This is a genomic window from Nocardiopsis dassonvillei subsp. dassonvillei DSM 43111 (assembly GCF_000092985.1).
Taxonomy (GTDB): Bacteria; Actinomycetota; Actinomycetes; order Streptosporangiales; family Streptosporangiaceae; genus Nocardiopsis; species Nocardiopsis dassonvillei.
The window spans coordinates 457,764-470,934 of the sequence record NC_014210.1; the positions used below are offsets into that span (position 1 = coordinate 457,764).

12 protein-coding genes and 1 rRNA gene are annotated in these 13,171 nt (G+C 69.5%); 11 read left to right on the plus strand and 2 right to left on the minus strand.

The window, feature by feature from the left end:
• Positions 1-3 precede the first annotated feature (3 nt).
• From NDAS_RS01900 to NDAS_RS01915, 4 genes are all read left to right on the plus strand, one after another.
• Entirely contained in the window at positions 4-240 is a 237-nt protein-coding gene (locus NDAS_RS01900; RefSeq protein ID WP_013151430.1) for a hypothetical protein, read from the plus strand.
• Positions 241-398: 158 nt separating this feature from the next.
• Positions 399-2,123 (plus strand): DEAD/DEAH box helicase, encoded by a 1,725-nt coding sequence (locus NDAS_RS01905; RefSeq protein WP_013151431.1) that lies wholly within the window; start codon positions 399-401, stop codon positions 2,121-2,123.
• Between the two features lie 135 nt (positions 2,124-2,258).
• Entirely contained in the window at positions 2,259-3,242 is a 984-nt protein-coding gene (locus tag NDAS_RS01910; protein ID WP_013151432.1) for a zinc metalloprotease, read from the plus strand.
• Between the two features lie 67 nt (positions 3,243-3,309).
• On the plus strand, positions 3,310-4,317 hold the full coding sequence (locus NDAS_RS01915; RefSeq protein WP_013151433.1) for a tryptophan--tRNA ligase: 1,008 nt from the start codon (positions 3,310-3,312) through the stop codon (positions 4,315-4,317).
• A gap of 58 nt (positions 4,318-4,375) precedes the next feature.
• On the opposite strand, the gene NDAS_RS01920 is transcribed toward NDAS_RS01915, so the two are convergent.
• Together NDAS_RS01920 and NDAS_RS01925 are read right to left on the minus strand one after the other, a co-directional pair.
• Positions 4,376-4,945: a nicotinamidase gene (locus NDAS_RS01920; protein ID WP_041552217.1), complete on the minus strand. Its 570-nt coding sequence runs from the start codon at positions 4,943-4,945 to the stop codon at positions 4,376-4,378.
• Between the two features lie 133 nt (positions 4,946-5,078).
• A complete protein-coding gene (locus NDAS_RS01925; protein ID WP_013151435.1) occupies positions 5,079-6,380 on the minus strand; it encodes a nicotinate phosphoribosyltransferase in 1,302 nt (433 codons plus the stop codon).
• A gap of 133 nt (positions 6,381-6,513) precedes the next feature.
• On the opposite strand from NDAS_RS01925, the gene NDAS_RS01930 reads away from it, so the two are divergent.
• The 7 genes from NDAS_RS01930 to NDAS_RS01960 all read left to right on the plus strand — a co-directional run bounded on the left by NDAS_RS01930 (position 6,514) and on the right by NDAS_RS01960 (position 13,063).
• Positions 6,514-6,948 carry a Mov34/MPN/PAD-1 family protein gene (locus NDAS_RS01930; RefSeq protein ID WP_013151436.1) on the plus strand — a complete coding sequence of 145 codons (435 nt, stop codon included), beginning with the start codon at positions 6,514-6,516 and terminating at the stop codon, positions 6,946-6,948.
• 95 nt (positions 6,949-7,043) lie between these two features.
• Positions 7,044-7,322, plus strand: a complete 279-nt coding sequence (locus NDAS_RS01935; RefSeq protein WP_013151437.1) for a MoaD/ThiS family protein — start codon at positions 7,044-7,046, stop codon at positions 7,320-7,322.
• 7 nt (positions 7,323-7,329) lie between these two features.
• On the plus strand, positions 7,330-8,277 hold the full coding sequence (locus NDAS_RS01940) for a PLP-dependent cysteine synthase family protein (protein WP_013151438.1): 948 nt from the start codon (positions 7,330-7,332) through the stop codon (positions 8,275-8,277).
• Positions 8,278-8,624: 347 nt separating this feature from the next.
• The gene (locus tag NDAS_RS01945) at positions 8,625-9,377 is read left to right on the plus strand and encodes an MBL fold metallo-hydrolase (RefSeq protein WP_013151439.1); all 753 of its coding nucleotides are present in this window, start codon (positions 8,625-8,627) and stop codon (positions 9,375-9,377) included.
• A 79-nt stretch (positions 9,378-9,456) separates the two neighbouring features.
• Entirely contained in the window at positions 9,457-10,176 is a 720-nt protein-coding gene (rph, locus tag NDAS_RS01950) for a ribonuclease PH (RefSeq protein WP_013151440.1), read from the plus strand.
• 56 nt (positions 10,177-10,232) lie between these two features.
• Complete coding sequence (gene rdgB / locus NDAS_RS01955) at positions 10,233-10,838, plus strand: RdgB/HAM1 family non-canonical purine NTP pyrophosphatase (RefSeq protein ID WP_013151441.1); 606 nt, start codon at positions 10,233-10,235, stop codon at positions 10,836-10,838.
• Between the two features lie 694 nt (positions 10,839-11,532).
• Positions 11,533-13,063 (plus strand): 16S ribosomal RNA (locus NDAS_RS01960).
• Positions 13,064-13,171: the final 108 nt, after the last annotated feature.

The following is a 13,171-nucleotide window of genomic DNA, read 5'->3' on the forward strand; positions in this document are numbered from 1 at the left end:
CGAATGTACGGTCTGATCTGGCGCGTCCTGCCCGGTCCGTGGATCGCCAAGCTCATCATGGCGCTCGGACTGGTGGTGGGCGCCGCCCTGCTGCTGTGGTTCTTCGCCTTCCCGGCGATCTCGCCGCACATGCCCTTCAACGACGGCGCCGTCGACGTGGGGGGAGCCCAGACCGGGAGCGGCGCGGAGTCCGGGGGCGGTTCCGGCGGGGAGGCGGGGACGGACGGGGCCTCCGGGTAATCCGGGACGATGGTGGACGACGAGGCGACCGGCGGGGACCGGCGGCCTTCCGGGCGGTCGGGACACGCCGTGTGCGCGGCGCCACTGGCCTGCCTCCCGGAACGGTCCACGGCGCCCGCTAACCTCATGGGGGTGAGCAACGGGGGACGATTCGCAGCATGACGGTGACGCAGACCACGACGGAGGACCGGCTCAGAGGCCTCCGCGCATGGCAGCGGGAGGCGTTCGAGGAGTACTTCCGCCGGGAACCGCGGGACTTCCTCGCCGTGGCCACCCCCGGTGCGGGCAAGACCACCTTCGCCCTCACCCTGGCCAGCGAACTCCTCCAACGCCACACGGTGCGCGCCATCACCATCGTGTGCCCCACCGACCACCTCAAGAAGCAGTGGGCCGAGGCGGCCGCCCGGTTCGGCATCGCCATCGACCCCGAGTTCCGCAACGGCCAGGGCGCCCTGGGCCGCCAGTACGTCGGCGTGGCCGTCACCTACGCCCAGGTCGCCGCCCACCCGATGCTGCACCGCAACCGGACCGAGGCGCGCAAGACCCTCGTCATCTTCGACGAGGTCCACCACGCCGGGGACGCCCTGTCCTGGGGCGACGCGGCCCGCGAGGCCTTCGACCCGGCGGCGCGCCGCCTCTCCCTGACCGGGACCCCCTTCCGGTCCGACATCAACCCCATCCCCTTCGTCGACTACGTCCAGGACAGCGCCGGGGTGCGCCGCTGCTCCTGGGACTACAGCTACGGGTACGGGCCCGCCCTGGCCGACGGGGTCGTGCGCCCCGTCATCTTCATGGCCTACTCCGGCGAGATGCGCTGGCGCACCCGCGCGGGCGACGAGCTCGCCGCCAGGCTGGGCGAACCCCTCACCCAGGACGCGCTCTCCCAGGCGTGGCGGGCCGCGCTGGACCCCAAGGGCGACTGGATCAAGCGCGTACTCCAGGCCGCCGACCGCCGCCTGACCGAGGTCCGCAAGACCCACCCCGACGCGGGGGCCCTGGTCATCGCCAGCGACCACGAGAACGCCCGCGCCTACTCGCGCATCCTGCGCCAGATCACCGGCAAGGGCGCCACGGTCATCCTGTCCGACGACCCCGGGGCCTCCAAGAAGATCTCCCGGTTCGCCGCGGGCGACGACCGCTGGATGGTCGCGGTGCGCATGGTCTCCGAGGGGGTGGACGTGCCCCGGCTGATGGTGGGCGTGTACGCCACCTCCACCAGCACCGCGCTGTTCTTCGCCCAGGCCATCGGCCGCTTCGTGCGCGTGCGCCAGCGCGGCGAGGTCGCCTCGGTCTTCCTGCCCTCCGTGCCCACCCTGCTGGAGTACGCGGGCGAGATGGAGCGCGAGCGCGACCACGTGCTCGACCGGACCCCTGGGGAGGGCGACGAGTACCCGGAGGAGGACCTGCTCCGGGAGGCCAACAAGAAGCGGGACACCCCCGACGCCGGGGAGGAACTGCCCTTCGAGACCATGGAGTCGGCGGCGGAGTTCGACCGCGCCCTCTACGACGGGGCCGAGTACGGCGGCGTGCCGGGCTCCACGGAGGAGGAGGACTTCCTGGGCCTGCCCGGTCTGCTCGACCCGCAGCAGGTCTCCCAGCTCCTGCGCAAGCGCAAGGCCGACCTCAAGGCGAGCGAGGTCAAGGCCCGCAAGGTGGAGGAGCCCGCCGAGGAGGACGGGCCCACCCACCAGGTCCTGGCCGACCTGCGCCGCGAGCTGAGCGGTCTCGTGGGCGCCTGGCACCACCGCACCGGCAAGCCGCACGGAGTGATCCACAACGAGCTGCGCCGCGCCTGCGGCGGGCCGCCCGTCGCACAGGCCACCCCGACGCAGATCCGCGAACGGATCGCCAAGATCCGCGTCTGGGCCGTCGGCGGGCGATAGGCCACCCGAAACGGGCAAACACTTCGCAAGCTCGCGCATGTCCCATAAGCCCTTCGTGTCCGCTTCATTACCTTGTGTGAGATGAGTGGACACAGCCCTCGCGGCGGCTCAGCCGCGCTCTGCACCGGACTGCTGATGTGCGGGTTCGCCCTGGCCGGGATGGTCACGGTCACGGCGCCCGGCACCGTGGCGACCGACTCCCCGCGCGCCCAGCTGGCGCCGGGGGAGTCCGAAGCTCTGGAGCCCTGCCTGCCCGGCGCCGCCAGGGTCACCGACCCCGACGCGGCCGGTCGGCCTCCCGGCGGCAGCGAGGTGACGCCCCGTCAGGCGGCCCTGTACGAACAGCAGCTCCAGGAGGCACTCGTGCCCCTGCGGGGACAGGACCTCCAACCGCCCCACACCGTCCCGGTCGTGGTGCACGTCATCTCCGCCGAGGACGGCCGCGGCGAGGTCAGCGACGAACGCGTCCAGCGGCAGATCGACGTGCTCAACGCCGCCTACGGCGGCGACACCGCCGCGGACCCGGCCCGGGCCGCCGAGGCGGCCCGGGCCGGGGGCACGAGCGACGCCGAACCCATCGACACCGGCTTCCGCTTCGAGCTCAGCGAGGTCACCCGCACCACCAACGACGAGTGGTTCACCAGCTTCGCCGAGCACCGCGACACCGTCCACGCCAGACTGCGCCAGGGTGACGCGGCGACCCTCAACATCTACACATCGAACCTGGGCACCGGCCTGCTCGGCTACTCCTCCTTCCCCCAGGACTACGAGGACGCGCCCGAACAGGACGGCGTGGTGATCTCCCACGACACCCTTCCCGGCGGCGACCGCGACCGGTTCAACCTCGGCCACACCGGTACCCACGAGGTGGGCCACTGGCTCGGGCTCTTCCACACCTTCCAGAACGGCTGCTCCTCGCCCGGCGACTACGTGGACGACACCGCCTACGAGCGCGAGGCCGCCTCCGGCTGCCCCGAGGGCCGCGACACCTGCCCCGAGCAGGAGGGCGAGGACCCCGTCACCAACTTCATGAACTACAGCGACGACGCCTGCATGACCCACTTCACCAAGGGCCAGGCCGAGCGCATGGTCGAGCACTGGGCGGCCTTCCGCGCCTGACGAGGCGGCGCCCCGCCGCGCGTGGCCGGGACCGTGCGCGGGCCCGGCCGCCGCTAGGCTTGGTCCCATGGCAGCGAACACGTACCTGACCGGGATCAAGCCCACCGGCGACTTCCACCTGGGCAACTACATCGGCGCGATCAAGCCCGCCCTGAGCGCGGCCACGGCCTACGACACCTACTACTTCATCGCCGACTACCACGCGCTCAACACCATCAAGGACGCCGACGAGCTCCGCCACAGCATCCGGTCAGGCGCTGCCACCTGGCTCGCGTGCGGGCTCGACCCCGAACGGACGATCGTCTACCAGCAGTCCCGGGTGCCCGAGACCTTCGAGCTCACCACCATCCTGAGCGCTCTGACCCCCAAGGGCCTCATGAACCGCGCGCACGCCTACAAGGCCGCCCGCGACCGCAACAACGAGGCCGGGATCACCGACCTGGACGCCGGGATCAACATGGGGCTGTACAACTACCCCATCCTCATGGCCGCCGACATCCTCGTCATGGAGGGCACCCACGTCCCCGTGGGCCGCGACCAGTCCCAGCACATCGAGTACACCGCCGACATCGCCGGGTACTTCAACCACCGCTTCGGCGAGTCCTACAGCTTTCCCGTCCCCAAGGGCGTCATCGACGACAGCGACGCGAGCATCCTGCCCGGCGTCGACGGCCGCAAGATGAGCAAGTCCTACGACAACCACATCCCGCTCTTCCTGCCGGAGAACAAGCTCAAGAAGGCCGTGCGCCGCATCCCCACCGACTCCACGCCGGTCGAGGACCCCAAGGACCCCGACAGCTCGGTGCCCTTCCAGCTGCTCACGCACTTCGCCGACGCCCAGAAGGTCTCCGAGGTGCGCAAGCGCCTGGAGGCGGGCGGCATGGGCTGGGGCGACCTCAAGAACGAGCTGTTCGAGGCGATCAACGCCGAGCTGGGCCCCAAGCGGGAGCGCTACGAGGAGCTGATGGCCGACCCGGGGCGGATCGACGCCGTCCTGGCGGCAGGGTCCGAGCGCGCGCGCGAGCGCGCCCGCGCCACCCTGGAGCGCGTGCGCGCCGCCGTCGGCGTCGCCTGACACACGGGGGCGGCGGGTCAGCGCGCTGACCCGCCGCCCCCGGTCTCCGCAGGAGACCTCAGCCGACCAGCGGCTCGCCCTCCAGGTCCACACCCGCCTCGCGCAGCCGCTCCAGCGCCGCGTCCACGGTCGGGCGCGACACCCCGGCGGTCAGCCCGAGCAGCACCCGCGTGCGCAGGCCCTCGGCCACCGCGTCCAGGGCGGTCGCCTTCACGCAGTGGTCCATGGCGATGCCCACCACGTCCACCTCGTCCACGCCGCGCTCGCGCAGCCACGAACCCAGCGTCACCCCGCCCTCCCCGGTCACGCCCTCGAAACCGCTGTAGGCGGCCGTGTAGTGCCCCTTGTCGAAGACCTCCTCGGCCAGCGAGGCGTCGAAGCCGGGATGGAACTCCACCCCCGGCGTGCCCGCCTCGCAGTGGCGCGGCCAGCTGTCCACGAAGTCGGGCTCCTCCGAGAAGTGCTCCCCCGGGTCGATGTGGAAGTCGCGTGTGGCCACCACGTGGTCGTAGTCGCTCGCACGGGCGTACTCGGTGACGGCGGCCGCGGTGCTGGCCCCGCCCGCCACCCCCAGGTTCCCTCCCTCGCAGAAGTCCTTCTGCACGTCCACCACGATGAGCGCCCTCACAGCGGCACCCCTTTCCTTGTCGTCGGATCCGCCCGGGCCCGTGCACCACCGCCGGCCCGACCCGCGCTGACCACCGTGTCGGAGATCACCCGGACGGCCGTCCGCCGGTGCGCGTGCCCTCACGCACCATCCTCTAGTGGAACACCGTCGGCAGCGCGGCCTCACCGCGCGACATGCGCAGGGCCTCCTCGGGCAGTTCCGCCACCGCCGCCCGGTGCCGCTCCCGGGCCTCGTGCACGCTCTCGTGGCCCACCACCACGCCGTCGGCGACCAGGGGCCGCAGCAGCGGGCGCGTTCCCACCTGTGAGGACGGCGGGTGGGGGTAGATCTCCTCGGACACGGCCGTCCCCTTGTCGTCCAGCCGCCGCACCGCCCACTTGCGCCCGCCCCGGCTCGGCTTGCCCACCGAGCGCTTGGCCACCGGCTCCAGCGGGGCGTCCGCCTCCAGACCGCGCGCCCGCGCCACCAGCTTGTACACCAGGGACACCGTCGGCGCGCCCGAGCCGGTCACCAGGGAGGTGCCCACCCCGTAGCCGTCCACCGGCGCCACCGCCAGGGCCTGGATGGAGTGCTCGTCCAGGTCCCCGGTCACCACGATGCGGGTGTCCGTCGCGCCCAGGGAGTCCAGCTGCGCCCGCACGCGCCCGGCGTGGGCGGCCAGGTCGCCCGAGTCGATCCGCACCGCGCCCAGCCCGGGGCCGGCCAGCTCCACGGCGGTGCGCACCGCGCGCTCCACGTCGTAGGTGTCCACCAGCAGCGTCGTCCCCTCGCCCAGGGACTCCAGCTGCGCCTTGAACGCGTGCCGCTCGCTGTCGTGCAGCAGCGTGAACGCGTGCGCCGCCGTCCCGCCGGTCGGCACGCCGTGGGAGCGCCCGGCCTCCAGGTTGGAGGAGGTGGAGAACCCCGCGACGTAGGCGGCGCGGGCCGCGGCGACCGCGGACCGCTCGTGCGTGCGCCGCGAGCCCATCTCGATCAGCGGCCGACCGCCCGCCGCCACCGCCATCCGCGTCGCGGCCGAGGCGATCGCGCTGTCGTGGTTGTACACCGACAGGGCCAGCGTCTCCAGGAGCACGGCCTCGGCGAAGGAGGCCTCCACCACCAGGATCGGCGAGCCGGGGAAGTACGCCTCGCCCTCGCCGTAGCCCCACACGTTGCCCGAGAACCGGTAGTCGGCCAGCCACTCCACGGTGCGCTCGTCCACGACCCCGTTGTCCGACAGGAAGTCGAGTTCCTCCGTGCCGAAGCGGAACCGCTCCAGCAGTTCCAGGAAGCGGCCCGTTCCGGCCACGACCCCGTACCTGCGTCCCTCCGGCAGCCGCCGGGCGAACATCTCGAACACCGAGTGGCGGGCTGCGGCGCCGCTGTGCAGCGCCCCCTGGAGCATCGTCAGTTCGTAGTGGTCGGTGAGCAGCGCGCTGCTGCTGTCCTCGCTCATGCGCACGAGCCTAATCTGTGCCGGGTGGGACGGAGGAGGTCGCCCCCACCAGCACCGGGCCGCCGTAGCCTCGGCGTTCGCCAACAATACCCATTTGGTTGGTAGGGAACCGGATGTAGGTACTCTGGGGAGCATGCTGAGGATTGATCGCGCGATCTACGACAGGATCGTCGCACACGCCCGCCGCGACCACCCGGACGAGGCGTGCGGCGTCGTGGCCGGACCCGAGGGCTCCGACAGCCCCGAACGCCTCGTCGAGATGGTCAACGCCGAACGGTCGCCGACCTTCTACCGGTTCGACTCCCTCGAACAGCTCAAGGTCTGGCGGGAGATGGACGACCGCGACGAGGAACCCGTCGTGATCTACCACTCCCACACCGCGACCGAGGCCTACCCCTCGCGCACCGACGTCTCCTACGCGTCCGAGCCGGGCGCCCACTACGTGCTCGTGTCCACGCGCGAGCCCGACACCGTCGAGTTCCGCTCCTACCGGATCATCGACGGCCAGGTCACCGAGGAACCGGTGGAGGTCACCGGTCCCGGCGACGGCGCCGCGACCGCCCCGTAGGTTCCACACCACAACGGGCGTCGCCCAGGAATGGGCACCGCGCGCCCCCTGTTGGCAATGAACGCACACCAACGACCGCTAACGGAGAAACCCTCATGGCCATCGAGGTCCGCATCCCGACCATCCTGCGCAACCTGACCGGCGACGCCAAGGTCGTCGAGGGGTCCGGCGACACCCTCGGCGAGCTGTTCGCCGACCTGGACAGCCGACACCCCGGCATCGCCGGGCGCCTGGTGGACGATGGCAAGCTGCGCCGCTTCATCAACGTCTACCTCAACGACGAGGACGTGCGCTTCGTCGGGGGTCTGGAGGCCAAGCTCTCCGACGGCGACAACGTGACGATCCTGCCGGCCGTGGCCGGCGGAAGCCGCTAGGCCGCACATGCGCTACGACTCCCTGCTCGACTCCCTCGGCGGCACGCCGCTCGTCGGCCTGCCCCGGCTCTCGCCCTCGCCGCAGGTCCGGCTCTGGGCGAAACTGGAGGACCGCAACCCCACCGGCTCGATCAAGGACCGCGCCGCGTTCTTCATGATCGAACAGGCCGAGAAGGACGGGCTGCTCTCCCCGGGGTGCACCATCCTGGAGCCGACGTCGGGGAACACCGGCATCTCGCTGGCCATGGTCGCCAAGCTGCGCGGCTACCGCATGGTCTGCGTCATGCCGGAGAACACCTCCGCCGAGCGCAAGCAGCTGCTGGCCATGTGGGGTGCCGAGGTCCACTTCTCCGACGCCGCGGGCGGCTCCAACGAGGCCGTCCGCGTCGCCAAGGAGATGGCCGCGGCCCACCCCGACTGGGTGATGCTGTACCAGTACGGCAACCCGGCCAACGCCCGGGCCCACTACGAGACCACCGGGCCCGAGATCCTCGCCGACCTGCCGGGGATCACCCACTTCGTGGCGGGGCTGGGCACCACCGGCACCCTCATGGGCGTGGGACGCTACCTGCGCGAACACCGGCCCGGTGTGCAGATCGTGGCGGCCGAGCCCCGGTACGGCGAGCTGGTGTACGGGCTGCGCAACCTCGACGAGGGGTTCGTGCCCGAGCTCTACGACGAGTCGGTGCTCACCACCCGCTTCTCCGTGCCCTCTGAAGCCGCCCTCAGGCGGACCCGGGAGCTCCTGGACAAGGAGGGCATCTTCGCGGGCGTCTCCACCGGCGGCGCCCTGCACGCCGCGCTGGGCATGGCCCGCAAGGCCGAGAAGGCGGGGGAGAGCGCCGACATCGCGTTCGTCATCGCCGACGCCGGGTGGAAGTACCTGTCCACCGGCGCCTACGAGGGCACGCTGGAGGAGGCCGAGGAGCGCCTCGACGGCCAGCTCTGGGCCTAGGCTCCAGGGTCTGCACGACCCGCCCGGCACCCGCCTCGACCCCTCCGGAAGCGGCGGCCCGGGCCCGGCGGAGGCCGGCACCTTCGGGTGCCGGCCTCCGCGCCGTTCTGAACACCGGGGAAACACGCCCCGAACAAACAAGACATACGTCGTCAAGCGGTGTGAAAAATTCACACGTGATCGAGGTCGCGTGAGACGCGGGCCACATTTTGTACCACCCGGGCGGGCATTGGGGTACACCCGTAACAACGGGACATCCGCAGAACCAGCCGCCATCCGCACTCCGCACAGTCTCTCGGCGGGAGTGCCACGGACGCCGCGCGGCCCATCGAGAAGGCGACGACGACGTGCGACTCACGATTATCGGGTCCTCGGGGAGCTTCCCCGGGCCGGACAGCCCGGCTTCCTCCTACATGCTCGAAGCGGACGGCTACCGCCTCCTGCTCGACATGGGCAACGGCGCGCTCGGAACTCTCCAGCGGCACGTCGACATCTACTCCGTCGACGCCGTCTACCTGAGCCACCTGCACGCAGACCACTGCTTCGACCTGTGCTCGTACTGGGTGGCCAGGGCGTACCACCCGGGCGGCGCCAAGCCCCGCATCCCGGTCTACGGGCCCGGCGGGGTGGCCCGGCGGATGGCCGAGGCCTACGGTCTGGAACCCGACCCGGGTATGACCGAGGTGTTCGAGTTCCACGAACTCTCCCCCGGGCCGTTCCGGATCGGCCCCTTCCAGGCCCGTGTCGACCACGTCAACCACCCGGTGGAGGCCTTCGGTATCCGCCTGGAGCACGGCGGCGCGTCCATGGCCTACTCCGGTGACACCGGGGTGTGCGACTCCCTGGTGGACCTGGCCGCCGACACCGACCTGTTCCTGTGCGAGGCCGCCTTCCAGGACCACCTCGACCACCCCAAGGACATGCACCTGACGGGCAGCGAGGCGGGAGAGCACGCCAGCCGGGCCCGCGCCCGCAGCCTGCTGCTGACCCACCTGGTGCCGTGGAACGACGACGACGTCACCCTCACCGAGGCGCGCTCCACCTACGACGGGCCCATCGGCCTGGCCCGCAGCGGCCAGGTGCACGAAGTCGGCGGCTGACCGGGGACGGGGCCGGGGCAGGCCGCGCGGTTGCGCACTCCAGCACCGCGGGGCACTCCACGGATATACGCTCTTGTCCATGGCCCGACCTGACGGACGCGTTCCGACCCAACTCCGCCCTGTGACCATCACCCGCAACTGGCTCCGCCACGCGGAAGGCTCCGTACTCGTCGAGTTCGGGGACACCCGCGTGCTGTGCGCCGCCAGCGTCGAGGACGGCGTCCCGCGCTGGCGCCGGGGCACCGGCGAGGGGTGGGTCACCGCCGAGTACGCGATGCTGCCCCGCTCCACCGACACCCGGGGCTCCCGAGAGTCGGTCCGCGGCAAGATCGGCGGCCGCACCCACGAGATCTCCCGCCTGGTCGGCCGCTCCCTGCGCGCCGTCGTGGACTTCAAGGCGATGGGCGAGCACACCATCACGCTGGACTGCGACGTGCTCCAGGCCGACGGAGGCACCCGCACCGCCGCGATCACCGGCGCGTACGTGGCGCTGGCCGACGCGATGAAGTGGCTGCGCAAGCGCCGCAAGCTCAAGAACAACCCGCTGACGGGCTCCCTGGCCGCGGTCAGCGTCGGCGTGGTCCAGGGCCAGCCCCGGCTGGACCTGAACTACCTGGAGGACTCGGTCGCCGACACCGACATGAACGTCGTCATCACCGGCGACGGCAAGTTCATCGAGGTGCAGGGCACCGCCGAGGGCGCCCCCTTCGACCGGGACCTGCTCAACCAGCTGCTCGACCTCGCGGTCTCCGGCTGCGGGGAACTGACCGCGATCCAGAAGAAGGCACTGTCGGAGTGACCGCCACCCCACGGGCCCATGCCCGTACCGGCGGTGCGCCCCGGGGAGGGGGAACCGTGAAGATCGTCCTGGCCACGCGCAACGCGAAGAAGGTCCCGGAGATGCGGGCCATCCTGGCCGACGCCGGGGTGGAAGCGGAGGTGCTCTCCCTCGACGCCTTCCCGGACGCACCGGAGGTGCCCGAGACCGAGGCGTCCTTCCTGGGCAACGCGCTGCTCAAGGCTCGGGCCATCGCCGCGCACACCGGGCTGCCCGCCGTCGCCGACGACTCCGGCATCGCCGTGGACGAACTGCGCGGGATGCCCGGAGTGCTGTCCGCGCGCTGGGCGGGCCGCTTCGGCGCGGGCGACCAGGACCGGGCCAACCTGGACCTGGTCCTGGACCAGATGGCCGACACCCCGGCCGAGCGCAGGGGCGCTGCGTTCGTGTGCGCGGCGGTGCTGGTGATGCCGGACGGGACCGAGGCGGTCGCCGAGGGCGTGCTGCGCGGCCGCCTGGTGCGCGAGCGCCGCGGGGAGAACGGCTTCGGGTACGACCCGGTGTTCGTCCCCGAGGGGGAGAGCCGCACCACGGCGGAGCTGTCCCCGGAGGAGAAGAACGCGATCAGCCACCGGGGGACCGCCTTCCGCAAGCTCGCCCGGGAGCTGGCGGACATCCTCTGAGGTCCCGGACGTGTTCCGGGGGCCGCGTCGGTCCCCGTCCCCGGGGCGGTCTCGCCCCGGGGACAGAAAATCCCGTCCTCCCATGTTTGGCCCCGCGGGACCCGGGAAGGGTCTGTGTCAGACGACAAGCAAGCCGACGAACGACCAGGCCCCGGACTGGAGTCCCCTCCGAGTCCAGGCGGATTTGACGCCGCCGCTGAGGTTGCCTAAACTCGATCGGGTCGCTGCGGGACGGCGAGACACCCCACGGGGTCGACTCGGAACCGGACCGCTGTCCTGACCTCCTCTCCAAGCTTCGATGGTTCGAGCACGCGCTCGGAGCGTGTAGGCTCGGGGAGTTGCCTCGAAAGAGGAACTGGTCTTCTTGGTCCGGTGCAATTTCGCAAAAACCGCCGATTTGGCGGGGCGCGGAACACCTGATAAAGTAAAGACACAACAAAGCGGAAACGCACAACGCCTTCGGCGGAAAAGCTCACAGGAGCTTGTACACGAAGAGCGGTTGTTTCTTGAGAACTCAACAGCGCGTGTTTGATTTTCTTTAAGCCATGTTTGTTTTGGCCCCGTCACACAGAACCACTCGGTTCGTGTGCGGAGGTTCCTTTGATTAGCCGGGGTGACCCGGTTGGTCAGGATTACTTCTAGGTTTACCCGCCCAGACGGCTCCTTCGGGGGACGCGGGTCGGGTTGAGTGACCTTTATGGAGAGTTTGATCCTGGCTCAGGACGAACGCTGGCGGCGTGCTTAACACATGCAAGTCGAGCGGTAAGGCCCTTCGGGGTACACGAGCGGCGAACGGGTGAGTAACACGTGAGCAACCTGCCCCTGACTCTGGGATAAGCGGTGGAAACGCCGTCTAATACCGGATACGACCCGCCACCTCATGGTGGAGGGTGAAAGTTTTTCGGTCAGGGATGGGCTCGCGGCCTATCAGCTTGTTTTTGGGGTAACGGCCTACCAAGGCGATTACGGGTAGCCGGCCTGAGAGGGCGACCGGCCACACTGGGACTGAGACACGGCCCAGACTCCTGCGGGAGGCAGCAGTGGGGAATATTGCGCAATGGGCGAAAGCCTGACGCAGCGACGCCGCGTGGGGGATGACGGCCTTCGGGTTGTAAACCTCTTTTACCACCAACGCAGGCTTCCAGTTCTCTGGAGGTTGACGGTAGGTGGGGAATAAGGACCGGCTAACTACGTGCCAGCAGCCGCGGTAATACGTAGGGTCCGAGCGTTGTCCGGAATTATTGGGCGTAAAGAGCTCGTAGGCGGCGTGTCGCGTCTGCTGTGAAAGACCGGGGCTTAACTCCGGTTCTGCAGTGGATACGGGCATGCTAGAGGTAGGTAGGGGAGACTGGAATTCCTGGTGTAGCGGTGAAATGCGCAGATATCAGGAGGAACACCGGTGGCGAAGGCGGGTCTCTGGGCCTTACCTGACGCTGAGGAGCGAAAGCATGGGGAGCGAACAGGATTAGATACCCTGGTAGTCCATGCCGTAAACGTTGGGCGCTAGGTGTGGGGACTTTCCACGGTTTCCGCGCCGTAGCTAACGCATTAAGCGCCCCGCCTGGGGAGTACGGCCGCAAGGCTAAACTCAAAGGAATTGACGGGGGCCCGCACAAGCGGCGGAGCATGTTGCTTAATTCGACGCAACGCGAAGAACCTTACCAAGGTTTGACATCACCCGTGGACTCGCAGAGATGTGAGGTCATTTAGTTGGCGGGTGACAGGTGGTGCATGGCTGTCGTCAGCTCGTGTCGTGAGATGTTGGGTTAAGTCCCGCAACGAGCGCAACCCTTGTTCCATGTTGCCAGCACGTAATGGTGGGGACTCATGGGAGACTGCCGGGGTCAACTCGGAGGAAGGTGGGGATGACGTCAAGTCATCATGCCCCTTATGTCTTGGGCTGCAAACATGCTACAATGGCCGGTACAATGGGCGTGCGATACCGTAAGGTGGAGCGAATCCCTAAAAGCCGGTCTCAGTTCGGATTGGGGTCTGCAACTCGACCCCATGAAGGTGGAGTCGCTAGTAATCGCGGATCAGCAACGCCGCGGTGAATACGTTCCCGGGCCTTGTACACACCGCCCGTCACGTCATGAAAGTCGGCAACACCCGAAACTTGCGGCCTAACCCCTTGTGGGAGGGAGTGAGTGAAGGTGGGGCTGGCGATTGGGACGAAGTCGTAACAAGGTAGCCGTACCGGAAGGTGCGGCTGGATCACCTCCTTTCTAAGGAGTCTTTACAGGTCGGCATTACTTCTACAGCCGGCCGGACTCGAAAGTGGACCTGGTGCTGCGTGCAGTATCCAGGATGGCTCAAAGACAAATTGAACTTGA